The sequence below is a fragment of the Enterobacter sp. 6722112 genome (genome assembly GCF_058661685.1).
In genome coordinates this window covers 2344898-2368958 of the sequence record NZ_JBZWGR010000007.1, presented here as the reverse complement: position 1 = coordinate 2368958, position 24061 = coordinate 2344898, and the positions used below count along the sequence as shown (strand labels likewise).

Genomic DNA, 24061 nt, shown 5'->3' with positions numbered 1-24061 from the left:
CGGCAAGACTGCCATAATGTTCCGCCGTCGTCACTATTTGGGGTGGCACCGGAGAGAAGGGGCTGACATAATCCCTGTGCAAAAATACAGTGAGAGAACACCGTGGCAGACGATTTTTCCCCAGAAGGTCAGTTAGCACAGGCTATTCCCGGCTTTAAACCGCGCGAACCCCAACGTCAGATGGCGCATGCCGTCGCGCACGCCATCGACAAGGCGCAGCCGCTGGTCGTGGAGGCCGGCACCGGTACGGGGAAAACGTATGCTTACCTCGCTCCTGCGCTGCGGGCGAAAAAAAAGGTGATCATCTCTACGGGATCAAAAGCGCTCCAGGATCAGCTCTACAGCCGCGATTTACCCACGGTGGCGAAAGCGCTGAAATACAAAGGGCGTCTGGCCTTGCTGAAAGGGCGTTCTAACTACCTGTGTCTGGAGCGTCTTGAACAGCAGGCGCTGGCGGGCGGCGACCTGCCGGTACAAACCCTGAGCGATGTGATCGTCCTGCGCGCCTGGGCCAACCAGACGGAGGAGGGGGACATCAGCACCTGCGCGAGCGTGCCGGAAGACTCCCCGGCCTGGCCGCTGGTGACCAGCACCAATGACAACTGCCTCGGCAGCGACTGCCCGCTGTATAAGGACTGTTTTGTGGTGAAAGCGCGTAAAACCGCGATGGACGCCGACGTGGTGGTGGTGAACCATCACCTGTTTCTTGCGGATATGGTGGTCAAGGACAGTGGTTTCGGCGAGCTGATCCCGGAGGCGGAGGTGATGATCTTCGATGAAGCCCATCAGCTACCGGACATCGCCAGCCAGTATTTTGGTCAGTCGCTCTCCAGCCGTCAGCTTCAGGATCTGGCGAAAGATATTACCATTGCCTATCGCACCGAACTCAAAGATACCCAGCAGTTGCAGAAGTGCGCGGACCGCCTGGCGCAATGCGCACAGGATTTCCGCTTACAACTTGGCGAGCCGGGCTATCGCGGCAACCTGCGCGAACTGCTCGCAGACAAAAATATCCAGCGCGCGCTGCTGCTGCTCGATGATGCCCTTGAACTCTGTTACGACGTGGCGAAGCTGTCCCTCGGACGTTCAGCGCTGCTGGACGCCGCTTTCGAGCGCGCCACGCTCTACCGTGGGCGGCTGAAGCGGCTGAAAGAGATCAACCAGCCGGGCTATAGCTACTGGTACGAATGTACCTCGCGCCACTTCACCCTGGCGCTCACGCCGCTGACCGTTGCTGATAAATTCAAAGAGGTGATGGCGCAAAAGCCCGGCACCTGGGTCTTTACCTCGGCCACGCTGTCGGTCAATGACGATCTGCACCACTTTACCGAGCGCCTCGGCATTGAGCAGGCGGAATCCCTGCTTCTGCCGAGCCCGTTCGACTATGAGAAACAGGCGCTGCTGTGCGTGCCGCGCAATCTGCCGCTGCCTAACCAGCCGGGCGCGGCGCGCCATCTGGCGGCCATGCTGAAGCCGATGATTGAGGCCAACAACGGGCGCTGCTTTATGCTCTGCACCTCACACGCCATGATGCGCGATCTGGCCGAGCAGTTCCGCGCCACCATGACGCTACCGGTGCTGTTGCAGGGGGAAACCAGCAAAGGCCAGCTGCTCCAGCAGTTTGTCAGCGCCGGTAATGCCCTGCTGGTGGCAACCAGCAGCTTCTGGGAAGGGGTGGACGTGCGCGGCGATACGCTCTCGCTGGTGATTATCGATAAGCTGCCGTTCACATCGCCGGACGATCCGCTCCTGAAAGCGCGCATGGAGGATTGCCGTCTGCGCGGGGGCGATCCGTTCGACGACGTCCAGCTGCCGGACGCGGTCATCACGCTTAAACAGGGGGTAGGGCGACTGATCCGCGACGTCACCGACCGCGGGGTGCTGGTGATCTGCGACAACCGCCTGGTGATGCGTCCCTACGGCGCCACCTTCCTCGCCAGCCTGCCGCCCGCGCCGCGCACGCGGGATATTAAACGCGCGGTCCGCTTCCTGGCGAACCCGACGGCGGAGTAATTCTTCCCGGAGTGTGTTAAGATGCGCGCCATTTTGTGACTGACCATTGCGAGAGCGCGACGACTGATGCGAATTCTGGCTATTGATACCGCGACAGAGGCCTGTTCCGTTGCCCTGTGGAACGACGGTACGACTTTTGCTCATTTCGAAGAGTGCCCACGGGAACACACCCAACGTATTCTGCCCCTGGTAAAAACCATTTTAACCGAGGGCAACACCTCCTTAACCGACCTCGACGCGCTGGCCTACGGCCGTGGTCCGGGCAGCTTTACGGGCGTACGTATCGGGATTGGCATTGCGCAGGGGCTGGCGCTGGGCGCTGACCTGCCGATGATCGGCGTCTCAACGCTTGCGACCATGGCTCAGGGCGCCTGGCGCATGACCGGGGCCACCCGCGTGCTGGCTGCGATTGATGCCCGCATGGGGGAAGTCTACTGGGCGGAGTACACCCGTGACGAAAACGGCGTCTGGCACGGCGAAGAGACGGAAGCGGTGCTTAAACCTGAAGCCGTCACCGGGCGCCTGAAGCAGCTCTCCGGTGAGTGGGCGACGGTCGGAACCGGCTGGCCGGCATGGCCTGAGATGGCGAAGGACACCGGCCTTACGCTGGTGGACGGTAACATGCTCCTGCCCGCCGCAGAAGATATGCTGCCGATTGCCTGTCAGCTGCTTGCCGCAGGAAAAACCGTGGCGGTTGAACATGCTGAACCGGTTTATTTACGAAACACCGTCGCGTGGAAGAAACTTCCTGGCCGCGAGTGAATCTCAGTAACAGGAACTGAGAAAAAGGAGTCGCATCATGGCGGTTCAGACTAAAGTTGTACGCTTTCTTATGGCAGGCGCGGTTGCCATAGCACTGAGCGGGTGCGTCACCGTTCCTGATGCGATCAAGGGCACCAGCCCGACGCCACAGCAGGATCTGGTACGCGTGATGAATGCCCCGGAGTTGTATGTCGGGCAGGAAGCGCGGTTTGGCGGCAAGGTGGTTGAAGTGTTAAACCAGCAGGGGAAAACCCGGCTGGAGATTGCCACTGTCCCGCTGGACGACGGCGCGCGGCCTGTTCTGGGTGAAGCCTCGCGCGGGCGGATCTACGCTGACGTCAGCGGCTTCCTCGATCCGGTAGATTTCCGCGGGCAGCTGGTAACCGTCGTCGGACCGATTACCGGTTCGGTGGCGGGGAAAATCGGCAATACGCCATACAAATTTATGACCATGCAGGTGAACGGCTACAAACGCTGGCGTATTGCCCAGCAGGTGGTGATGCCGCCACAGCCAATTGATCCGTGGATGTGGGGACCGCATCCGTATCGTTACGGCTACGGTGGCTGGGGTTGGTACAATCCAGGCCCTGCACAGGTTCAAACAATCGTAACTGAGTAACTTACTGTTATTGTTAGGAAAGAGACAGCGGCTCAGCCGCTGTCTCTGTTTTTTTACGGATAAAACGAAAAAAAAGAGTGACGCGCTTCGCAACCTGCAATCTGAACAATTAATAAACTGGTACGCTGAGTTAATGTAATGTTAACAAACTGTTTATTATCGGGGCTGTGATGACGACGAACACTCATTTCAGAGGTGATGCATTGAAAAAGGTTTGGCTTAACCGTTATCCCGCGGATGTTCCTGCGGAGATCAATCCTGACCGTTATCAATCCCTGATTGAATTATTTGAACACTCGGTACGGCGTTACGCTGACCAGCCTGCATTTGTGAATATGGGTGAAGTGATGACCTTCCGTAAGCTGGAAGAGCGCAGCCGGGCGTTTGCAGCCTATTTACAGGAAGGGTTGGGCTTGCAGAAAGGGGATCGCGTCGCGCTGATGATGCCAAACCTGCTGCAATACCCGGTGGCGCTGTTCGGGATCCTCAGGGCAGGGATGATCGTGGTTAACGTTAACCCGCTCTATACCCCGCGCGAGCTGGAACATCAGTTGAATGACAGCGGCGCGGCGGCGATTGTGATTGTCTCCAACTTTGCCCACACGCTGGAAAAAGTCGTTGAAAGAACCCAGGTTAAACACGTCATCCTGACGCGCATGGGCGACCAGCTCTCTACCGCGAAAGGTACGCTGGTCAACTTTGTCGTTAAATACGTTAAGCGGCTGGTGCCGAAATACCACCTGCCGGATGCCATCTCTTTCCGCCGCGCCCTGCATGCGGGCTACCGGATGCAGTACGTGAAGCCGGAGATCGTGTCCGAGGATCTGGCATTTCTGCAATACACGGGCGGCACCACCGGCGTGGCGAAAGGGGCGATGCTGACCCACCGTAACATGCTGGCGAACCTTGAGCAGGTTAATGCCACCTACGGGCCGCTGCTGCATCCGGGCAAGGAGCTGGTGATCACCGCGCTTCCGCTGTATCACATTTTTGCGCTGACCATGAACTGCCTGCTGTTTATTGAGCTTGGCGGTCAAAACGTACTGATCACCAACCCGCGCGACATTCCGGGGCTGGTCAAAGAGCTGGCGAAATACCCGTTCACCGCCATGACCGGCGTGAACACCCTGTTTAACGCGCTGCTTAACAATAAAGAGTTCCAGCAGCTCGATTTCTCCACGCTGCACCTCTCTGCGGGCGGCGGGATGCCGGTTCAGCAGGCGGTGGCCGAGCGCTGGGTGAAACTCACCGGGCAGTATCTGCTGGAAGGCTATGGTCTGACGGAGTGCGCCCCGCTGGTCAGCGTTAACCCGCATGATATCGACTACCACAGCGGCAGTATCGGTCTGCCGGTCCCGTCGACGGAAGCAAAACTGGTGGATGATGAGGATAACGAAGTGCCTCACGGCGAGCCAGGAGAGCTGTGCGTCAGAGGGCCGCAGGTGATGCTGGGCTACTGGCAACGTCCGGATGCCACGGATGAGATCATCAAAGACGGCTGGCTGCACACGGGCGACATCGCGGTGATGGATGACGAAGGCTTCCTGCGCATCGTCGATCGCAAGAAAGACATGATCCTGGTGTCAGGGTTCAACGTCTATCCGAACGAAATCGAAGACGTGGTGATGCAGCACAGCGGCGTGCTGGAAGTAGCGGCGGTGGGCGTTCCCTCCGGCAGCAGCGGTGAAGCGGTGAAGATATTTGTGGTCAAGAAAGATCCTTCTCTGACCGAGGATGCGCTGATAACGTTTTGTCGCCGTCAGCTGACGGGCTATAAAGTGCCGAAGCTAGTGGAATTCCGGGATGAGCTGCCGAAATCCAACGTCGGGAAGATATTACGACGAGAATTACGTGACGAAGCCCGTGCCAAAGTGGACAATAAGGCCTGAGCTTCACGTTAATCGCCCAGACGCCGGTTAATCCGGCGTTTTTTATGGGCGCAAACAAAAGAGAGTCCGATTTGAATTACCAGATGATCACTACCAACGACGAGCTGGCTTCGCTGTGCGAGGTGACGCGTGAATTTCCCGCTATCGCCCTGGATACGGAATTTGTCCGCACCCGAACGTACTATCCGCAGCTGGGTCTGATTCAGATGTATGACGGCAAACACGTGTCGTTGATTGACCCCCTCGGCATTACCGACTGGGCGCCAATGCGCGAGCTGTTGCTGGATACCGCCGTGACCAAATATCTGCACGCGGGCAGTGAAGATCTGGAAGTATTTCTCAACACCTTTGGCATCATGCCGCAGCCGCTGATTGATACCCAGATCCTCGCGGCGTTCAGCGGTCGTCCGCTCTCCTGGGGTTTTGCGGCGATGGTGGAAGAGTACACCGGTCTGACGCTGGATAAGAGCGAATCGCGTACCGACTGGCTCGCGCGTCCGCTGACGGCGCGTCAGCTTGAATACGCCGCGGCAGACGTCTTTTATCTTCTTCCAATTGCCGGCCAGCTCATGAAAGAGGCTGAGGCGTCCGGTTGGCTGTCTGCCGCACTGGACGAATGCCGCATGACGCAGCAGCGTCGCCAGGAAGTGGTTGATCCGAAAGAAGCCTGGCGTGACATCACCAACGCCTGGCAGCTGCGCACCCGTCAACTGGCCTGTCTGCAATTGCTGGCTGACTGGCGTCTGCGTAAAGCGCGTGAGCGCGATCTGGCGGTTAACTTCGTGGTGCGTGAAGAACACCTGTGGGCGGTGGCGCGCTATATGCCGGGTAGCCTTGGTGAACTGGACAGCATTGGCCTTTCCGGAAGTGAGATCCGTTTCCACGGTAAAACGCTGCTCGCGCTGGTAGAGAAAGCTCAGCAGCTGCCAGAGGACGCACTGCCAGAACCGCTGCTTAACCTGATGGATATGCCGGGCTACCGCAAGGCGTTCAAAGACATCAAAGCGCTGGTGCAGACGGTGGCGGGGGAAAGCAAACTGAGTGCCGAACTGCTGGCTTCACGTCGTCAGATTAACCAGCTGCTGAACTGGCACTGGAAGTTGAAACCGCAAAATGGTTTACCGGAACTGGTCGCCGGATGGCGGGGGGAACTGATGGCCGAACGCCTGAATACCCTGCTGGAAGGGTATCCGCGCTAAAGAATTGTAGCCCCGGTAAGCGCAGCGCCACCGGGGAAATTGCCGGGCGGCGCGATGCTTACCCGGCCTACAAAACCACAAACGGATTAACGCGACTCTTCCGCTTCCGGAAGCGTCACGTTCAGCTCCAGAATCGAAATATCCCCGTCTTTTTGCTCCAGCTGAACGGTGACCATTTCCGGGTCAATCTGCACGTATTTGCAGATCACTTCCAGAATGTCTTTGCGCAGCTGCGGCAGGTAGTGCGGTTCGGCGTCGCTACGACGACGTTCCGCCACAATGATTTGCAGACGTTCTTTTGCGATGTTGGCGGTGCTTTTTTTCCGCGAGAGAAAAAAGTCCAGTAATGCCATAACTTATCCTCCGAACAGGCGTTTGAGGAAACCTTTCTTCTCTTCTTCAATGAAGCGGAAAGGACGTTCTTCTCCCAGCAGACGGTCAACGGTATCCGCATACGCTTTACCTGCGTCTGCCTGTGTATCCAGGATCACGGGCTCGCCCTGGTTAGAGGCGCGCAACACGGACTGATCTTCCGGGATCACGCCAACCAGTTTGATGCGCAGGATCTCCAGCACGTCTTCCATGCTCAGCATGTCACCTTTGTTCACCCGGCCCGGGTTGTAGCGGGTCAGCAGCAGGTGCTCTTTGATTGGCTCCTGGCCATTTTCCGCGCGACGGGATTTCGAGGCCAGAATGCCGAGAATACGGTCGGAGTCACGTACTGACGAGACTTCCGGGTTGGTGGTGATGATGGCTTCATCCGCGAAGTAGAGCGCCATCAAAGCCCCGGTTTCGATACCGGCCGGGGAGTCGCAGACCACGAAGTCGAACTCCATCTTTTTCAGATCGTCGAGCACCTTTTCCACGCCTTCGCGGGTCAGGGCGTCTTTATCACGGGTCTGGGACGCCGGAAGAATGTAGAGGTTCTCGGTACGCTTATCTTTAATCAGCGCCTGGTTAAGGGTGGCATCGCCCTGAATGACGTTCACGAAGTCATACACCACGCGACGCTCGCAACCCATGATCAGGTCCAGGTTACGCAGACCGATATCGAAGTCGATTACGACGGTTTTCTTTCCCTTCTGGGCCAAACCAGTAGCGATGGCCGCGCTGGAGGTGGTCTTGCCAACGCCTCCTTTACCCGAAGTCACAACAATAATGCGTGCCATAGAAATTCCTTGTTAAAAGGGATCAATTTAACGGTTGAACGGTCAAAGCGTTATCTGCCAGTTGCAGACGGGCCGCTTTGCCATAAAATTCGGCTGGGATTTTATCGCTCAGCCAATATTCACCTGCGATAGACACCAGTTCTGCCGTCAGGTGAGTACAAAAAATTTGTGCTTCTCGATCGCCGCTGGCGCCCGCAAGCGCACGCCCACGCATCATACCGTAAACGTGAATATTTCCATCTGCAATCAGTTCTGCGCCCGCACTGACGTGGCTTGTAACAATCAGATCACAGTTTGGCGCATAAATGCGCTGACCGGAACGAACCGGCAGATCAATCAATCGCGTTTTTGTGACTGGGGCTACATTTTGCGCCGGAGGCGGGGGAGCGGGAACGGTTGCAGGCGTTGCACGCGGGGCTTTTTCTTTGCCCTCGTTTAACAAGGGCAAACCCGCGCGTTCAATTTCGGCTTTTAACTCTGCGTCTTTGCAGCCGCTAATACCCACGATGCGCAACCCCGTGGAGACGACGGCCTGCTGGAGTCGCTTCCAGTTAACCGGCCCCTCAAGGTCGCTTACATTGACGACGACAGGAGCATGCTTAAGAAAAGCGGGAGCCTGCGCGATTTTGTCTTCTAACGCCTGACGAATAACCTCGGGTTTTGCATCATGCAAATGAACCACTGATAAGGTGAAGCTACTGCCTTTAAGCTCGATGGGCGTATTTGACATCCTGGCCTTACTCAATTTGCTATTAACCGCAACACATCGCCGCGATATTCCGAAGAGTATCAGGCATGTTATAGTCAGGAGTATATTGAGGCAAGCAACCACCCATTAATTCAGAGTAAAAACATGTTTTGTGTGATCTACAGAAGTACCAGCCGCGACCAGACCTACCTTTATGTCGAAAAGAAAGACGATTTTTCCCGCGTGCCTGAAGAATTAATGAAAAGCTTTGGCCGACCGCAGCTGGCGATGCTGCTGCCGCTGGACGGCCGTAAGAAGCTGGTGAACGCCGATCTTGAGAAAGTCAAAAAGGCGTTAATCGAGCAGGGCTATTATTTACAGCTTCCGCCGCCACCGGAGAATTTATTAAAACAGCACCTTGAGCTGAGCGGAAAGAAATAAGCCCGGGTCCTTCCGGGAACAACTCATCAACCGATTAGGGGTCGACCATGTATCAACATCATAACTGGCAAGGTGCATTACTGGATTATCCCGTCAGCAAAGTGGTCTGCGTGGGCAGCAACTATGCAAAACATATTCAGGAGATGGGCAGCGCCGTGCCGGAAGAGCCGGTTCTGTTTATTAAGCCAGAAACCGCACTGTGCGATATTCGCCAGCCGCTGGTTCTGCCGCAGGGACTGGGTTCGGTGCATCATGAAGTGGAACTGGCGGTGCTGATCGGCGCGACGCTGCGCCAGGCAACTGAAGAGCATGTAGAGAAGGCGATTGCGGGTTACGGTGTCGCGCTCGACCTGACGCTGCGTGACGTACAGGGCAAAATGAAGAAAGCGGGGCAGCCGTGGGAAAAAGCCAAGGGTTTTGATAATTCATGCCCGATTTCCGGTTTCGTTCCGGTGAGTGAATTTACCGATGATCCGCAGAACACGCAGCTCAGCCTGAAGGTCAACGGCGAGATCCGCCAGCAGGGAACAACCGCTGACATGATCCATAAGATCGTTCCGCTGATTGCCTACATGAGCCGCTTCTTCACCCTGAAACCTGGCGACGTGATCCTCACCGGCACTCCGGAAGGTGTGGGGCCGCTGCTTAGCGGCGACGAACTGGACGTCAGTTTTAACGGCCTGTCGCTGAAAACCCGCGTGCTGTAAAAGCACCTTGCCGCCTGAAAAGGGCGGCAAAACTTGCATCAACGTGCCAGACTCGTTATAAGGTGCGCTCTATTTTGACGTGTGGACATCCCGATGAACGACATTCCTTTCTGGCAAAGCAAAACTCTCGACGACATGACCGACGCGGAGTGGGAATCGTTGTGTGACGGCTGTGGGCAGTGCTGCCTGCATAAGCTGATGGATGAAGATTCGGACGAGATCTATTTCACCAACGTAGCCTGCAAGCAGTTAAACATCAAAACCTGCCAGTGCCGCAACTATGAGCGCCGTTTCGAATATGAGCCGGACTGCATCGTGTTAACCCGTGAAAATCTGCCGACCTTTGAGTGGCTGCCGCATACCTGCGCGTATCGCCTGCTGGCGGAAGGAAAAGATCTGCCCACATGGCATCCGCTGTTGACGGGGTCGAAAGCGGCGATGCACGGTGAACGTATTTCCGTGCGCCACATTGCGGTGAAAGAGTCCGAGGTGCGCGACTGGGAAGACCACATTATGAATCACCCTAATCGGTGATAATAAAAAACCCGCCGAGGCGGGTTTTTTATTGTGCGCAATTTTGTCGGGTGGCGCTGCGCTTACCCGATCTACAAAACTGACGTTGCCGTTTTGCTTTTACCTTCCAAAAAGATCGCGTTTCTTTGGTTTGAACGGCTGGGCAATCAGCACCAGCAGTGCCACCACAAAGTAGGCGACAAAAATGCCCACCAGCCACTGCGGCATCTCCAGCGTCAGGAACTCCCACTGGCGTACAGAGCAGTCACCGGAGGCCACAAACACCTGCGGCAGCCATTTATCCAGCGGCAGCCAGCTCGGGAAGCGGGCGGCAAAATCGCAGGTCATAAACGGCGACGGGTGAAGCTGCATCTGGGTGTGCTCCCAGGCAAGCGCAATCCCTTTCCCGGCGCTGAACAGCCAGATGGCAATTGCCGCATAGCGTAACGGTGATTTGGGTGCAATCGCACCTACCAGACCCGCGCCCATAATGCCGAACAGCGCACAACGCTCATAAATACACAGTACGCAAGGTTTCAGCCCCATCACATGCTGAAACCACAGCGCGACCATTTCCAGCGCAAAGGCGGTCAGGGCCATCAACAACCACGCTCCGCGACCGCGTGAGCACTGGTTCAAAAATCGCAACATAATCATTTCCCTGGAACATGCTTAGACAGCGCAGTGTAAACGAATTTTAATGCGCCGCAAGTATACCTGCTTGCAATAACCATTGCGTACAGGGAACGAGAGTAATTTTGATGCACAGCAAACCAACCAGGGTAAGCACCAGCGTATACGGCAGCGCCATCCAGACCATTCTTCCATAAGAAAGTCGTATGAGTGGTGCCAGCGCCGAGGTCAGCAGGAAGAGGAATGCCGCCTGACCGTTCGGGGTTGCCACGGAGGGGAGGTTGGTTCCGGTGTTGATCGCCACCGCCAGCAGCTCGAACTGTTCACTGCTGACAATCCCTTGCTCCATCGCGGCTTTGGCCTCATTGATGTATACCGTCCCGACAAAGACGTTATCGGATATAGAGGACAACAGACCGTTAAACAAATAGAACAGCGTTAGCTGCGAATCTGGCGTAGCCTGAAGCACAAACGCGATGATCGGCGCGAACAGATGTTGGTCAATAATCACCGCCACGACCGCGAAAAACACCGCCAGCAGGGCGGTAAACGGCAGCGCTTCGGTAAAGGCTTTTCCGATAGCATGTTCGTCCGTAACGCCGCCCAGGCTGGTTGCAAGGATAATTACCGACAGGCCAATCAGCCCCACCTCGGCAAGGTGGAAGGCCAGCGCAGCGATAAGCCACACGCCGATGAAACCCTGTGCAATCAGACGCAGCGTCTCCTGGCGCGTGCGTTGTTTGCGGCTCTGCTCGTCAAACTTATGCAGCTCCTGGCGGACCTGATCGGGCAACTTAGCGCCATACCCAAAGAGGTTGAATTTTTCGACCAGCACACAGGTTGCTAACCCGCAGACCAGCACGGGCACGCTGACGGGCGCCATGCGCAGGAAAAATTCGCCAAAATGCCACTCAGCCGCTTTGGCGATAATCAGGTTTTGCGGCTCCCCGACCATGGTCATCACGCCGCCCAGCGCCGTCCCCACGCCCGCATGCATCATCAGGCTGCGCAGAAACGCGCGGAACTGTTCCAGCACATCGCGGTTGTGCGCCTCAACGTGACTGTCGTCCTGCAAGTTATCGCCAGGACGAGACGAGGCCACCCGGTGGTAAATCCCGTAAAAGCCGACGGCGACGCTGATCACCACCGCAACGACCGTCAGCGCATCCAGGAAGGCAGAGAGGAAGGCCGCGGCGAGGCAAAACGCCAGCGAGAGCAGCGTTTTCGATGGAATGCTCAGCAGCAAACGGGTGAAGATAAACAGCAGAAGCTGCTTCATAAAGTAGATCCCCGCCACCATGAAGATCAGCAGCAGCAGGACTTCAAGATTCGACGCTATCTCGTTTTTAACATGCTCCGCGCTGGTCATTCCGATGACCACGGCTTCCAGCGCCAGCAGCCCGCCGGGCAACAGCGGATAGCACTTCAGCGCCATCGCCAGGGTAAAGATAAACTCGGCGACCAACATCCACCCGGCAACGAAGGGATCCAGCAAAAAGATAACGGGATTAACGACCAGGAATACCAGTAAAGTAAGTTTGTACCAGTCAGGTGACTGACCTAAAAAGTTGCGCCACAGCGCGCGCCCAAATGAAATTTCCACGACAGACGTCCTTTACCCGTCAAATAAGACAAGACATCAGTATACGCAAAAATGGCGGCAGAGCGGGGGATTAAGCCATTTGTAAATTTCATAAAAATGAAACGGCGATCCCTCTTTTCTGTCTCTGCTGCGCTATCTGCCTCTGCGCGCCTCTGGTATGATGAGTGCAATTTGCTAAAGCTGTGTAATGGAAATCTCACTATGGTCATTAAGGCGCAGAGCCCGGCGGGTTTCGCGGAAGAGTACATCATTGAAAGCATCTGGAATAATCGTTTCCCTGCGGGATCAATTCTACCTGCTGAACGCGAACTCTCTGAACTGATTGGCGTCACCCGTACCACGCTGCGAGAAGTGCTCCAGCGTCTGGCGCGCGATGGCTGGTTGACGATACAGCATGGCAAACCCACTAAGGTGAACAACTTCTGGGAAACGTCCGGGCTGAACATTCTGGAAACGCTGGCGCGTCTCGACCACGAAAGCGTACCGCAGCTGATTGATAATCTGCTTTCCGTGCGCACCAACATCGCCACCATTTTCATCCGCACCGCGTTTCGTCAGCATCCTGAAGATGCGCTGAAAGTGCTTGCCACCGCTAATGAGGTGGAAGACCACGCGGATGCCTTTGCGACCCTGGATTACAATGTGTTCCGCGGTCTGGCGTTTGCTTCCGGCAATCCGGTTTACGGTCTGATCCTGAATGGAATGAAAGGGTTATATACGCGCATTGGTCGTCACTACTTTGCTAACCCTGAAGCCCGCAGCCTGGCGCTCGGCTTCTACCATAAACTGAGCAAACTCTGCACCGAAGGGCTGCACGATCAGGTCTATGAAACGGTGCGTCGTTACGGCCACGACTCCGGTGAAATCTGGCACCGGATGCAGAAAACGCTGCCGGGTGATTTAGCGATTCAGAGTCGCTAAAATAAAAAACCTCTCGATTGAGAGGTTTTTTTTCGCCCGGTGGCGCTTTGCTTACCGGGCCTACAAAACCCGTAGGCCGGGTAAGGCGTAGCCGCCACCCGGCAACAAACTACAGCGTATTCAACCGCGCCGGACACCGCTCCAGCAGCTCCACGCTGCCATCTTCGTTCTGCTGCTCCAGCAACACGTCAAATCCCCACAGGCGATGCACATGCTTCAGCACTTCCTTACGCCCCTTATCCAGCGGCGCGCGGTTGTGCGGAATATAGCGCAACGTCAGGGAGCGGTCGCCGCGCAGATCCACGTTCCAGACCTGAATGTTCGGTTCAAGATTACTCAGGTTGTACTGGGATGACAGGCGCGAGCGGATCTCGCGATAGCCCTCTTCGTTGTGGATCGCGGAGATCTCCAGGTAGTTGTTGCGGTCATCATCCAGTACGGTGAAGAAGCGGAAATCACGCATGATCTTCGGCGACATGAACTGGCTGATAAAGCTCTCATCCTTAAAATCACGCATCGCGAAGTGCAGCGTTTCCAGCCAGTCGGAACCGGCAATATCCGGGAACCAGTATTTGTCCTCTTCGGTGGGCGACTGACAAATACGCTTGATATCCTGGAACATGGCAAAGCCGAGCGCGTACGGGTTAATGCCGCTGTACCACGGGCTGTTATATGCCGGCTGGAATACCACGTTGGTGTGGCTGTGCAGAAACTCCATCATAAACCGCTCGGTGACTTTTCCTTCGTCGTACAGGTGGTTAAGAATGGTGTAGTGCCAGAAGGTCGCCCAGCCTTCGTTCATCACCTGGGTCTGCTTCTGCGGATAGAAATACTGGCTCACCTTGCGCACGATGCGCAGGATCTCACGCTGCCACGGCTCCAGCAGTGGGGCGTTTTTCTCCATAAAGTAGAGCAGGTTTTCCTGCGGCTCGGAAGGGTAGCGACGCGCCTCGGCGACGGTTTTCTCCTCTTCACGTTTCGGCAGGGTGCGCCACAGCATATTCACCTGGCTTTGCAGATACTCCTCGCGGCTCTTCTGCCGGGCTTTCTCTTCCTGCAATGAGATCTTCTGCGGGCGCTTATAGCGGTCAACGCCGTAGTTCATCAGCGCGTGGCAGGAGTCCAGCAGCTTCTCCACCTCGTCCACGCCGTAGCGCTCTTCGCAGTCGGTAATGTATTTGCGGGCGAAGATCAGGTAATCGACGATGGAGCTGGCGTCCGTCCAGCTGCGGAACAGATAGTTATTTTTGAAGAACGAGTTATGTCCATAGCAGGCGTGCGCCATCACCAGCGCCTGCATGGTAATGGTGTTCTCCTCCATCAGATAGGCAATACACGGGTTAGAGTTAATGACGATTTCATACGCCAGTCCCTGCTGCCCGTGCTTATACAGCCGCTCTGTTTCAATGAATTTTTTGCCAAACGACCAGTGCGGATAGTTAATTGGCATCCCGACGCTGGAGTAAGCGTCCATCATCTGTTCCGAGGTGATGACTTCAATCTGATGGGGATAGGTATCCAGACGATAGAGTTTGGCCACCCGGTCGATCTCCGCCAGGTAGACATCCAGCAACTCGAAGGTCCAGTCGGGTCCATCGCTCAGACGGGTGCTGTCCCTGGACATGGAATCTAGTGTAGCCATTAGCGCGCCCTCGTTGTTGGTCGCTCTCTCTGACTGGAGAGCCTCCTTTCAAGCATAGATCACCCCATTCAAATACGCGGGGCGCAGAAATTTTTTCTTTGCGATTTCGCGTTTTCGATACGGCAAATAAAGCGGTGCTCACAGAATTTTCTACTGGTTAAAAATAACGCGCAGCAGGAGAACCCAAATAAGCGCCATCCCCTGATACAGCGGGATATGTGAGTTGAGTCACCATAAAAAAGTCATATGTTGAATAATATTTTCAACTAGGTTATCAATCTGTAATTAGATGATTGTTCTTTTGCTCATAATGGAGTGGCTATGAGTGTTGTCATACTGGGAAGTGGTGTCGTTGGCGTAACCAGCGCCTGGTATTTAAGTCAGGCGGGACATGAGGTTACCGTTATCGATCGCGAATCCGGTCCGGCGCTGGAAACCAGTGCGGCGAATGCGGGGCAAATCTCTCCGGGCTACGCTGCGCCGTGGGCGGCCCCGGGCGTTCCGCTGAAGGCGATCAAATGGATGTTTCAGCGACATGCGCCCCTGGCGATCAGCCTTGACGGCACGCAGTTCCAGCTTAAGTGGATGTGGCAGATGCTGCGCAACTGCGACACCCGCCACTATATGGAAAACAAGGGGCGTATGGTGCGGCTGGCGGAATACAGCCGCGACTGCCTGAAGGCGCTGCGTGCCTCAACGGGCATTGAATATGAAGGGCGTCAGGGCGGCACGCTTCAGCTGTTCCGTACCCCGCAACAGTACGAAAACGCGACCCGCGATATCGCCGTGCTTGAAGATGCGGGCGTACCGTATCAGCTGCTGGAAGCCAGCCAGCTGGCGCAGGTGGAGCCAGCGCTTGCCGAGGTCGCGCACAAGCTGACGGGCGGTCTGCGTTTACCGAACGATGAAACCGGCGACTGCCAGCTATTCACCCAGCGTCTGGCGCGCATGTGTGAGCAGGCCGGGGTGAAATTCCGCTTCAATACTTCTGTCGACAAACTGCTGTCGGAAGGTGAGAAGATTTACGGCGTGAAGTGTGGGGAAGAGGTAATTAAAGCCGATGCCTACGTGATGGCGTTTGGCTCCTACTCAACCGCGATGCTGAAAGGGATCCTGGATATCCCGGTCTATCCGCTGAAAGGCTACTCCCTGACCATTCCTGTGAAAGAGGACAGCGGCGCGCCGGTCTCGACCATTCTTGATGAAACCTACAAAATCGCCATCACCCGCTTCGATAACCGGATCCGCGTCGGCGGCATGGCGGAAATCGTGGGCTTCAATACCGAGCTGCTCAAACCGCGTCGTGAAACGCTGGAGATGGTCGTGGGCGATCTCTTCCCGCGCGGCGGCTTCATTGAGCAGGCGACGTTCTGGACCGGCCTGCGCCCAATGACCCCGGACGGCACGCCGATTGTGGGCCGTACACCATACAAAAATCTGTGGACTAACACCGGCCACGGCACGCTTGGCTGGACCATGGCCTGCGGTTCGGGCCAGCTGCTGAGCGACCTGATCTCCGGACGGACGCCGGCAATTCCGTTTGACGATTTGAGCGCCGCACGCTATCAATCAGGGTTTACCCCATCGCGTCCACAACACCTGCACGGCGCGCATAATTAAGGAGTCGTCATGTCCCGTCCCATTCTGGCCCAGCTGGATTTGCAGGCGCTGAAGGATAACCTGCAAATTGTTCGCCGTGCTGCGCCGGGTTCTCGTGTCTGGTCGGTGGTGAAAGCCAACGCCTACGGTCATGGTATCGACCGTATCTGGAGTGCGCTCGGCGGCACCGATGGTTTTGCCTTGCTGAATCTGGAAGAGGCCATCCTGCTGCGCGAGCGCGGCTGGAAAGGACCGATCCTGCTGCTGGAAGGATTCTTTCATGCGCAGGATCTGCCTCTGCTGGATAAGTACCGCCTGACGACCAGCGTTCACAGTAACTGGCAGATCAAGGCCATCCAGGACGCGAAGCTGCATGCCCCGCTGGATATCTATCTCAAAGTGAACAGCGGGATGAACCGTCTGGGCTTCAAGCCTGAACGGGTGCATACGGTCTGGCAGCAGCTTCGTGCGCTGAAAAACGTCGGTGAGATGACGCTGATGGCGCACTTCGCCGATGCGGAAAAGCCGGACGGCATTGCCGATGCCATGGTCCGCATTGAGCAGGCGGCAGAAGGTCTGGACTGTCCGCGCTCGCTGTCGAACTCAGCGGCAACGCTCTGGCATCCCGAGGCGCACTACAACTGGGTACGTCCGGGGATCGTACTGTACGGCGCGTCACCCTCAGGTCAGTGGCAGGATATTGCCAACAGCGGCCTGAAGCCGGTGATGACGTTACGAAGCGAGATTATCGGCGTGCAAACCCTGAAAGCGGGCGATACGGTGGGCTATGGCAGCCGCTATCGGGCAGCAGGTGAACAGCGCATCGGTATCGTGGCGGGGGGCTATGCAGATGGTTATCCGCGCATCGCCCCGAGCGGCACGCCGGTGTGGGTCGATGGCGTGCGCACCGGCACGGTAGGTACCGTCTCCATGGACATGCTGGCCATCGATTTGACGCCGTGTCCCCAGGCGGGGATCGGCTCACCGGTTGAGCTGTGGGGCAACGAGGTTAAAATTGATGATGTGGCCGCTGCGGCGGGCACCGTCGGGTATGAGCTGATGTGCGCGCTGGCGTCAAGAGTGCCTGTTGTGACGGTGTAACTTGTGTGTGCCGGGTAAGCGTTAGCGCCACCCGGCAAAAAAGCAGCTACTCCGCCTCCTCCTCCATCGGCCTTACGCCGACTTTGCGCACCGCGTTATCTTCTTTCTCCGCTACCGTCCAGATCATCCCGGCAAACTCCACCTGGTCACCGACGACCGGCGCAGCCCCTAATAATTGCTGAATAATCTCACCCAGGGTTTGCTGGTTATCGCGATTCTCCAGTCCACCTTCCAGGCCATAAATCAGCGCCACATCCGCAAAGCGGGCGCTGGCTTCGAGGATAAAATCGCCGAAGAAACGCTGATCCAGCGCCACCGGGGGCGACTGGCTGAAGAGCTTGCCTAGGGCAGGTAGGTCGCGCTCGCGGCCAATCACGCAGAGGATATCGTTCTCACGCAGCCGCGTGCTGCCGGTCGGGTGAAGCAGGGCGTTATCCCGGAACAGGGCGGCAATGCGCGTTTCAGCGGGCATATGCAGATCGCGCAGGGACGCGCCCACGCACCACTTATCGGCGCTTAGCTGGTAGACAAACTGTTCCCAGGGATTCTCAGGGTGAATATCCAGCCCCACGCGGGAGACCGGCCAGCCAATGGGCGGTACCACCACTTTGGCTTTTTTCGCCGCCCAGCCCAGAGACGTTCCCTGGAACAGCAGCGACACCAGCACTACGAAGAAGGCGACGTTGAAGAACAGACGGGCGTTGTCCAGCCCGGCCATCATAGGGAACACTGCCAGAATAATCGGCACCGCGCCGCGCAGCCCCACCCAACTGATAAATATCCGCTCACGCAGGTTAAACCCGCGGAACGGCAGCAGCCCGGCAAACACCGACAGCGGACGGGCGAAGAAGATCATCCAGGCCGACAAAAGCAGCGCCGGTACGGCGATAGGCAGCAGGTCCGACGGCGTCACCAGCAGGCCCAGCACCAGGAACATGGCGATCTGCGCCAGCCAGGCCAGACCGTCGAAGTTCTGCAAGATGGCGTGACGGTTGCGAATCGGTCGGTTGCCCAACAGGAAACCGCAAAGGTAAACCGCCAGAATACCGCTGCCGTCCAGCGCGGTGGTGACGGCAAAGATCAGGATCCCACCGCTCAGGGCCAGCAGCGGGTAAAGGCCGGAAGGCAGCGTAATACGGTTAATCGTATGCTGTAACAGGTAACCGCCGCCGAGACCAATGATAATCCCGAGGCCAAACTGCTGGAGGATGTGCCAGGCGAACATCCAGCTCAGGCCGGTTTCGTGCTGCTGGATCATCTCAATCAGGGTAATGGTCAGGAACACCGCCATCGGATCGTTACTGCCGGATTCAATCTCAAGCGTGGAGCCAACGCGTTCGTTCAGCCCCTTGCCGCCGAGCAGTGAGAAAACCGCCGCCGCATCGGTAGAGCCGACGATCGCGCCAATCAGCAGGCCTTCCATTATATCGAGGTTAAACAGCCAGGCCGCCATCATGCCGGTCAGGCCGGAGGTGATCAGCACGCCGACGGTCGCCAGAGACAGCGCCGGGCCTAAGGCAACGCGAAACGAACTTGCCTGGGTGCGCATTCCGCCGTCCAGCAGAATCACCGCCAGCGCGAGGTTACTCACCATATAGGCGAAAGGGTAATTATCGAAGGGGATACCGCCGATACCGTCGATCCCGGCAAGCATGCCGATAGCCAGGAAAATGACAAGAATAGGTATGCCAAGACGCGATGAAAATGAACTTAATAAAATGCTAAAGGTTACCAGGATGGAACCCAGAATGAAAAGACTGATTATCGCTGTGGCACCCAATGTCGTCTTACTCCCACCTCAATGTGAACGCTGTTATTAAAACCCTAACATAATAACAACGTTAACTGCGTTTTATTGAGGGGGAATAACGGCTTTTTTATGCCTTTAAGACCGGATGACCGCTGATTGTTAACCGGCTGCCTGAATTATCGTGTACAAGGTGCGCCTGGGCACCCAGCGGCAGGGTAACGGTTTGCTGCTCATGGCCGAAATCCAGACCGGCGATCACCGGGATATCCAGCCGGGAACGAATGAAATCAATCATCGTCTCCAGGGAATAGCCCGCATCGTAATCGTTGGGGGCTGAACCACTAAAACTGCCCAGCACAATGGCCGACTGCCGATCCAGAATCCCGGCGTGATACAGCTGCAACAGCATACGTTCGACGCGGAACGGGTGTTCGTTGATATCTTCCAGCACCAGTATGCCGTCCGTGATCTGCGGCAGCCACGGCGTTCCAATCAGCGACACCAGCATCGCGAGGTTGCCGCCCCACAGCTGTCCTTCACATTCCCAGTGCGGTCCATTGCCTTGCCACTCGACGGTGAACGTCGGGTTTTGCAGGGCGCGCCAGAAATGGTCCTGCGTAAATGCATCCAGCTCCGGCGCACCAAAGTTGCCGGCCAGCATCGGGCCGCTAAAGGTAATGACGTTATGCAACGCAAGCAGGCCGAGCTGGATCGCCGTGAAATCGCTGTGTCCGCAGATTAACAGCGGATCCTGCTGCTGGCGCGCGGCCAGCCCGGCCCAGTCGATGCTCTCCAGCAGCCGGCTTGCGCCATAGCCGCCGCGCACGGCCAGCACAATAGTGTTTTCACCTTCCAGCGTCGCCAGGCTGTTGATATCGCTCAGTCTCTGCGCCTCCGTACCGGCAAAACGCTGCATACGGCGGGGGATAATAGTCTGATTTTCTACCTGATGGCCCATTTCCAGCAGGCGCTGAACGCCCCGCTGTGCCGCCTCCTGGTTGATGCAGTAGCCTGACGGTGCGATGAGATGAAACTGAGGCATGGCAATTCCTTGCTGAATGAGAATCTAATTGTCTATATCATGCCGCTTATACGCCGCCTGCTTCAAGGGGCGACGTACCGCGATGACCGGCTATAAGGATAGATGACGTGAAATTGAGATGGTTTGCTTTTTTGATTGTGCTGCTCGCTGGCTGTAGTTCAAAACATGATTATCAAAATCCCCCCTGGAACCCTGAAGTGCCGGTAAAGCGGGCCATGCAGTGGATGCCGATCAGCGAACAAGCCGGGAAGGCCTGGGGCGTGAGCCCGCGTCTGATCACGGCGATCATTGCCGTAGAGTCCGGCGGCAACCCGACGCTGGTGAGTAAATCGAATGCGGTGGGGCTGATGCAGTTAAAAGCCTCGACGGCGGGAAGAGAGGTCTATCGCTACATGGGCTGGAAGGGACAGCCATCCACCAGCGAGCTGAAAAACCCGGAACGTAATATCTCTATGGGAACCGCTTACCTGAGCATTCTCGAGCATGGCATTCTGAAGGGGATTGACGATCCGGAAGTGATGCAATATGCGCTGGTGGTGTCGTACGTTAACGGAGCCGGCGCGCTGCTCCGAACCTTCTCATCCGATCGCAAAGAGGCGATAGAAGAGATTAACGATATGGATAAAGATGAATTCTTCGAGCACGTTGTGAAGAATCATCCGTCAGTACAGGCTCCACGTTATATCTGGAAAGTACAGAAAGCGATGGACGCCATGTAACGCCTTTGTCGGGCGGCTGCATGCTGCCCGACGCCTTTCAGCGCACTTTGTTCGCGCGTTCCCGCGCTTCACGCTCCAGTGAGAAGATGATGCGCTGTAGTTCGCGTTCGGCGCCTGGCCCGACATTCAGAAAGCGAAAGCTCAGTCGCGGCATGGTAATGGTTTCGTTTTTGCTGTCCACCACCTTACGCTCGCTGATGGCAATCAGCTGGGCGTCAAACCAGAAGCGTCCCCATCCGCCCATATCCAGCTCAATCTGACTAAAACGCATGCCTTCCACCAGTCCTTCCGGCTTCGGCGTATCCATTAACGCGCCCATCCCGCCCAGTGACAGGTCGAAGAGACGAAAGCGGATCTCTTTTTTGTCCGGCATTTTTGCCTTACAGAAATAGGCCGGGTGAAGCGGGGCGCTGATGCGAAAAAACTCGCGGCGTTGCACGAACCAGAGGTTAGCGGGCAGGGGAGCGATAAACGCAGGCAAACCCTGGTACGCGATCGTGGTCAGGCGGGGCAGTATAAACTCGACTTTAGCCCCCTGCGTTTCGGCCATCACCGAGAGGTTTTCTGCCTGGAGCGCGGCACGGTTTTCTTCGCTCTGGCTACCCAGATCCACGATCAGGTGTTCTGCCGTCACGTCCAGGATCTTGCTGATAAACTGGCTGGTTGACCAGTTGATGCGCAGCGGCACCTCGCCCTTTTTCAGGTCGCGTAACACCCCTAATACAGCCAGCGGATTTTGTTTCAGGAACTGCTCACTGTAGCTACTCACGCCAGATGGCTCCTCGATAGATGACAGACTGTCTCTGGGTTATCGGCACGCTGGCATGAAACTTAATACAAACGATCTGTTTTTCTCCGCCGATATTGATTTGCCAATGGAAATGATAATAATTGGCGTTCCCAATACCATCTAATAACAAGACGACACTATGAGCACCTCACGTTTTGCGTTATGCGCGTTGGCAGGCGCCGTCACGCTGGCATTGCAAACACAGGCTTTTGCAGAAGAACCCACCATCGTGGTGACCGGTACAGAGCAGGGCAGCGCGCTCCCTGCCTGGACCAACAGCGCCACGAAATCAGCCGTCGCGGAAAGTAAAACGCCGCAGGTGATCAACACCATTGCCGCTAAAGAGATTGAGCAGCGGCACGCCAGTTCGGTAAACGAGATCCTGCGCTATGCGCCGGGCGTTTCCACGGAGGTGCGCGGGAGCACCTCTTACATGAGCGAGTACAAAATCCGCGGGTTCAACGTCGAGCAGGAGTTCTACAACGGCCTGCAACTTCCCTATAACGTCACCGGGAACACTAAAGCGCGAATCGATCCGCTGCTGATTGAGAGCGTCGATATCCTGAAGGGGCCGTCATCCGTGCTGTATGGCGGCGGCTCCCCGGGCGGGCTAGTCAATATTCAGAGTAAAAAGCCGCAGAAAGAGGCGAAAACAGAACTGGGCTTTAACACCGGAAACCGCAATCTGAAAGAGGGGTACCTGGACTCCACGGGGCAGATTGCGACCAGCGACTGGAACTATCGCCTGCTGGGTAAAGCGACAGAGAGTGACGAACAGGCGCACACCACGCGCTATGAAAACTATCTGGTGGCCCCCTCCGTGACCTGGCAGCCGGATGACAAAACGCGCCTGACCATTGACGCGCTGGCGCAAAATACGCCGAGCCTGACGCCGTCTGATCCGATGCCGCTTAGCTATCTGCGGTCTAAATACGCCGATCGTCGTGACTATGCCGGGGATGAGTGGAGCGGCTTTAAGCAGCGCCAGTGGATGCTGGGCTACAGCTTTGAGCACGAGTTTGACAGTGGCTGGGGCTTTAATCAGAAAGCGCGCTACTTTGACGTGGACACCCACCAGCGCAGCGCCTATTCAACCGGGACGGGCAGCGAGGTCTACCAGCTTAACCGCTTCGCCTATACCACGGATGAAGATTTACAGAGCTTCAACATTGATAACCAGGTCACCCGAACCGTCGCGCTGGGGGACTGGAAACATCATCTGCTGGCGGGCTTTGACTACCAGAAGCTGAACTCTCACTTCCATTATCGTTACGCCTCGTCCACACCGGGTATCGATATGCGTAATCCGGATCACTCGCAGATCGATAACGATGCGCTGGGGCTTGAAACCGCGCAGAAAAACCGTCTCAGCTATCAGCAGAATGGCTATTACCTCCAGGATCAGATTGCGTTTGGCGGGCTGAACGTGCTGGCCAGCCTGCGCTATGACGACTACCGTTCTGTCACCACCAACTATCTGCAAAACGGTGACAAAGCCTGGGTATCGCAGGATCGCCTCACCAAGCGACTGGGCGCGCTTTATGCCTTCGACAATGGTCTCTCGCCGTTTATCAGCTATTCGGAAGGGTTCGCCCCGGTATCGCCGCAGGGCACGCTGACCGCGAAAGACGTTAAGCCCACCACCAGCAAGCAGGTGGAGGGTGGGGTGAAATACCTGCTGGCGGAATACGCAACCACCTTCACCGCCTCGGTGTTTAACATTCGTCAGAAAAATGTGGTGACCAGCGATCCGGGCTTCCTCAACTATCGCCAGACCGGGGAAGTGGAATCGAAAGGTGCGGAGCTTTCCGCTATGAGTCGTCCATCGGATAACCTGACGCTGATTGCCAACTATGCCTACACCCACGCCATCAATACCGAAGATGACAAGTACCAGGGCAAACGACCGACGCAGGCCCCTGAGAACGCCTTTAATCTGTGGGGAGATTACACCTTTGACAGCACGCCGCTGAGAGGGTTAACGCTGGGGGCAGGGGCACGCTACACCGGGCCGATGGAGATCTCGCCAGCCAACGACGCAGGCAAGCTGGGCGGTACGACGCAATACGATCTGGCGGCGTCTTACCGCATGGGCGAGCTGGCGCCATCGCTGGAGGGGCTGACGTTGAAAGCGAGCGCGCAGAACGTCACCAACAAAGAGACGCTCACCTGCTATGACGCGACCAACTGCTGGATAGGCCGCGACCGCACGTTCCAGGTCGGGGCGAGTTACAGCTTCTGAAAAAAGCCCGGTGGCGCTT

General features: G+C 56.6%; 21 protein-coding genes and 1 pseudogene. 13 read left to right on the top strand and 9 right to left on the bottom strand.

Annotated elements, in window-relative coordinates; translation table 11 throughout:
• Positions 1–102: 102 nt before the first annotated feature.
• The 5 genes from yoaA to rnd all read left to right on the top strand — a co-directional run bounded on the left by yoaA (position 103) and on the right by rnd (position 6482).
• Positions 103–2013 carry a DNA repair helicase YoaA gene (yoaA, locus tag AC4OVU_RS12805; RefSeq protein ID WP_023303884.1) on the top strand — a complete coding sequence of 637 codons (1911 nt, stop codon included), beginning with the start codon at positions 103–105 and terminating at the stop codon, positions 2011–2013.
• Positions 2014–2079: 66 nt separating this feature from the next.
• Positions 2080–2775, top strand: coding sequence for a tRNA (adenosine(37)-N6)-threonylcarbamoyltransferase complex dimerization subunit type 1 TsaB (gene tsaB, locus AC4OVU_RS12800; RefSeq protein WP_047365539.1), 696 nt, complete (start codon positions 2080–2082; stop codon positions 2773–2775).
• A 37-nt stretch (positions 2776–2812) separates the two neighbouring features.
• Complete coding sequence (locus tag AC4OVU_RS12795; RefSeq protein WP_015570309.1) at positions 2813–3394, top strand: Slp family lipoprotein; 582 nt, start codon at positions 2813–2815, stop codon at positions 3392–3394.
• A 203-nt stretch (positions 3395–3597) separates the two neighbouring features.
• A complete protein-coding gene (gene fadD, locus AC4OVU_RS12790; protein WP_017693264.1) occupies positions 3598–5283 on the top strand; it encodes a long-chain-fatty-acid--CoA ligase FadD in 1686 nt (561 codons plus the stop codon).
• 83 nt (positions 5284–5366) lie between these two features.
• Positions 5367–6482: a ribonuclease D gene (gene rnd / locus AC4OVU_RS12785; RefSeq protein WP_122959317.1), complete on the top strand. Its 1116-nt coding sequence runs from the start codon at positions 5367–5369 to the stop codon at positions 6480–6482.
• Between the two features lie 86 nt (positions 6483–6568).
• Here the strand turns inward: rnd and minE are convergent, their stop codons facing one another.
• From minE to minC, 3 genes are read right to left on the bottom strand one after another with little or no spacing between them, the layout of a single operon-like run.
• Entirely contained in the window at positions 6569–6835 is a 267-nt protein-coding gene (gene minE, locus AC4OVU_RS12780) for a cell division topological specificity factor MinE (protein WP_003859937.1), read from the bottom strand.
• Between the two features lie 3 nt (positions 6836–6838).
• On the bottom strand, positions 6839–7651 hold the full coding sequence (gene minD / locus AC4OVU_RS12775; protein WP_003859938.1) for a septum site-determining protein MinD: 813 nt from the start codon (positions 7649–7651) through the stop codon (positions 6839–6841).
• 22 nt (positions 7652–7673) lie between these two features.
• Entirely contained in the window at positions 7674–8381 is a 708-nt protein-coding gene (gene minC / locus AC4OVU_RS12770; protein ID WP_015570311.1) for a septum site-determining protein MinC, read from the bottom strand.
• Between the two features lie 123 nt (positions 8382–8504).
• Between minC and AC4OVU_RS12765 the strand changes: the two genes are divergently transcribed.
• From AC4OVU_RS12765 to ycgN, 3 genes are all read left to right on the top strand, one after another.
• Positions 8505–8780 (top strand): YcgL domain-containing protein, encoded by a 276-nt coding sequence (locus tag AC4OVU_RS12765; protein ID WP_015570312.1) that lies wholly within the window; start codon positions 8505–8507, stop codon positions 8778–8780.
• A 47-nt stretch (positions 8781–8827) separates the two neighbouring features.
• Positions 8828–9487 (top strand): fumarylacetoacetate hydrolase family protein, encoded by a 660-nt coding sequence (locus AC4OVU_RS12760; RefSeq protein ID WP_047063172.1) that lies wholly within the window; start codon positions 8828–8830, stop codon positions 9485–9487.
• Between the two features lie 93 nt (positions 9488–9580).
• The gene (gene ycgN / locus AC4OVU_RS12755) at positions 9581–10021 is read left to right on the top strand and encodes a cysteine cluster protein YcgN (RefSeq protein ID WP_491928697.1); all 441 of its coding nucleotides are present in this window, start codon (positions 9581–9583) and stop codon (positions 10019–10021) included.
• A 99-nt stretch (positions 10022–10120) separates the two neighbouring features.
• Here ycgN and dsbB read toward each other — a convergent pair whose 3' ends face one another.
• Together dsbB and nhaB are read right to left on the bottom strand one after the other, a co-directional pair.
• On the bottom strand, positions 10121–10651 hold the full coding sequence (dsbB, locus tag AC4OVU_RS12750; RefSeq protein ID WP_032667927.1) for a disulfide bond formation protein DsbB: 531 nt from the start codon (positions 10649–10651) through the stop codon (positions 10121–10123).
• Positions 10652–10697: 46 nt separating this feature from the next.
• Complete coding sequence (nhaB, locus tag AC4OVU_RS12745; protein WP_017693269.1) at positions 10698–12236, bottom strand: Na(+)/H(+) antiporter NhaB; 1539 nt, start codon at positions 12234–12236, stop codon at positions 10698–10700.
• Positions 12237–12437: 201 nt separating this feature from the next.
• Here nhaB and fadR point away from each other — a divergent pair, with 201 nt between their 5' ends.
• Entirely contained in the window at positions 12438–13157 is a 720-nt protein-coding gene (gene fadR / locus AC4OVU_RS12740) for a fatty acid metabolism transcriptional regulator FadR (RefSeq protein ID WP_015570315.1), read from the top strand.
• Positions 13158–13266: 109 nt separating this feature from the next.
• Here the strand turns inward: fadR and AC4OVU_RS12735 are convergent, their stop codons facing one another.
• On the bottom strand, positions 13267–14799 hold the full coding sequence (locus AC4OVU_RS12735) for a SpoVR family protein (protein WP_032619532.1): 1533 nt from the start codon (positions 14797–14799) through the stop codon (positions 13267–13269).
• 321 nt (positions 14800–15120) lie between these two features.
• Here AC4OVU_RS12735 and AC4OVU_RS12730 point away from each other — a divergent pair, with 321 nt between their 5' ends.
• Positions 15121–16419: a D-amino acid dehydrogenase gene (locus tag AC4OVU_RS12730; protein WP_110292837.1), complete on the top strand. Its 1299-nt coding sequence runs from the start codon at positions 15121–15123 to the stop codon at positions 16417–16419.
• Between the two features lie 9 nt (positions 16420–16428).
• The gene (dadX, locus tag AC4OVU_RS12725) at positions 16429–17499 is read left to right on the top strand and encodes a catabolic alanine racemase DadX (protein WP_110292838.1); all 1071 of its coding nucleotides are present in this window, start codon (positions 16429–16431) and stop codon (positions 17497–17499) included.
• Between the two features lie 112 nt (positions 17500–17611).
• Here the strand turns inward: dadX and AC4OVU_RS12720 are convergent.
• Together AC4OVU_RS12720 and ldcA are read right to left on the bottom strand one after the other, a co-directional pair.
• Positions 17612–19279 (bottom strand): annotated as a pseudogene (locus AC4OVU_RS12720) (potassium/proton antiporter); the annotation flags it as partial.
• A 97-nt stretch (positions 19280–19376) separates the two neighbouring features.
• On the bottom strand, positions 19377–20291 hold the full coding sequence (gene ldcA / locus AC4OVU_RS12715; RefSeq protein ID WP_032648575.1) for a muramoyltetrapeptide carboxypeptidase: 915 nt from the start codon (positions 20289–20291) through the stop codon (positions 19377–19379).
• A 107-nt stretch (positions 20292–20398) separates the two neighbouring features.
• Between ldcA and emtA the strand changes: the two genes are divergently transcribed.
• Positions 20399–21010 carry a membrane-bound lytic murein transglycosylase EmtA gene (gene emtA, locus AC4OVU_RS12710; protein ID WP_032648573.1) on the top strand — a complete coding sequence of 204 codons (612 nt, stop codon included), beginning with the start codon at positions 20399–20401 and terminating at the stop codon, positions 21008–21010.
• 37 nt (positions 21011–21047) lie between these two features.
• Here emtA and ycgR read toward each other — a convergent pair whose 3' ends face one another.
• Positions 21048–21779, bottom strand: coding sequence for a flagellar brake protein YcgR (ycgR, locus tag AC4OVU_RS12705; RefSeq protein ID WP_110292839.1), 732 nt, complete (start codon positions 21777–21779; stop codon positions 21048–21050).
• Positions 21780–21939: 160 nt separating this feature from the next.
• Between ycgR and AC4OVU_RS12700 the strand changes: the two genes are divergently transcribed.
• Entirely contained in the window at positions 21940–24042 is a 2103-nt protein-coding gene (locus AC4OVU_RS12700) for a TonB-dependent siderophore receptor (RefSeq protein WP_110292840.1), read from the top strand.
• Positions 24043–24061: the final 19 nt, after the last annotated feature.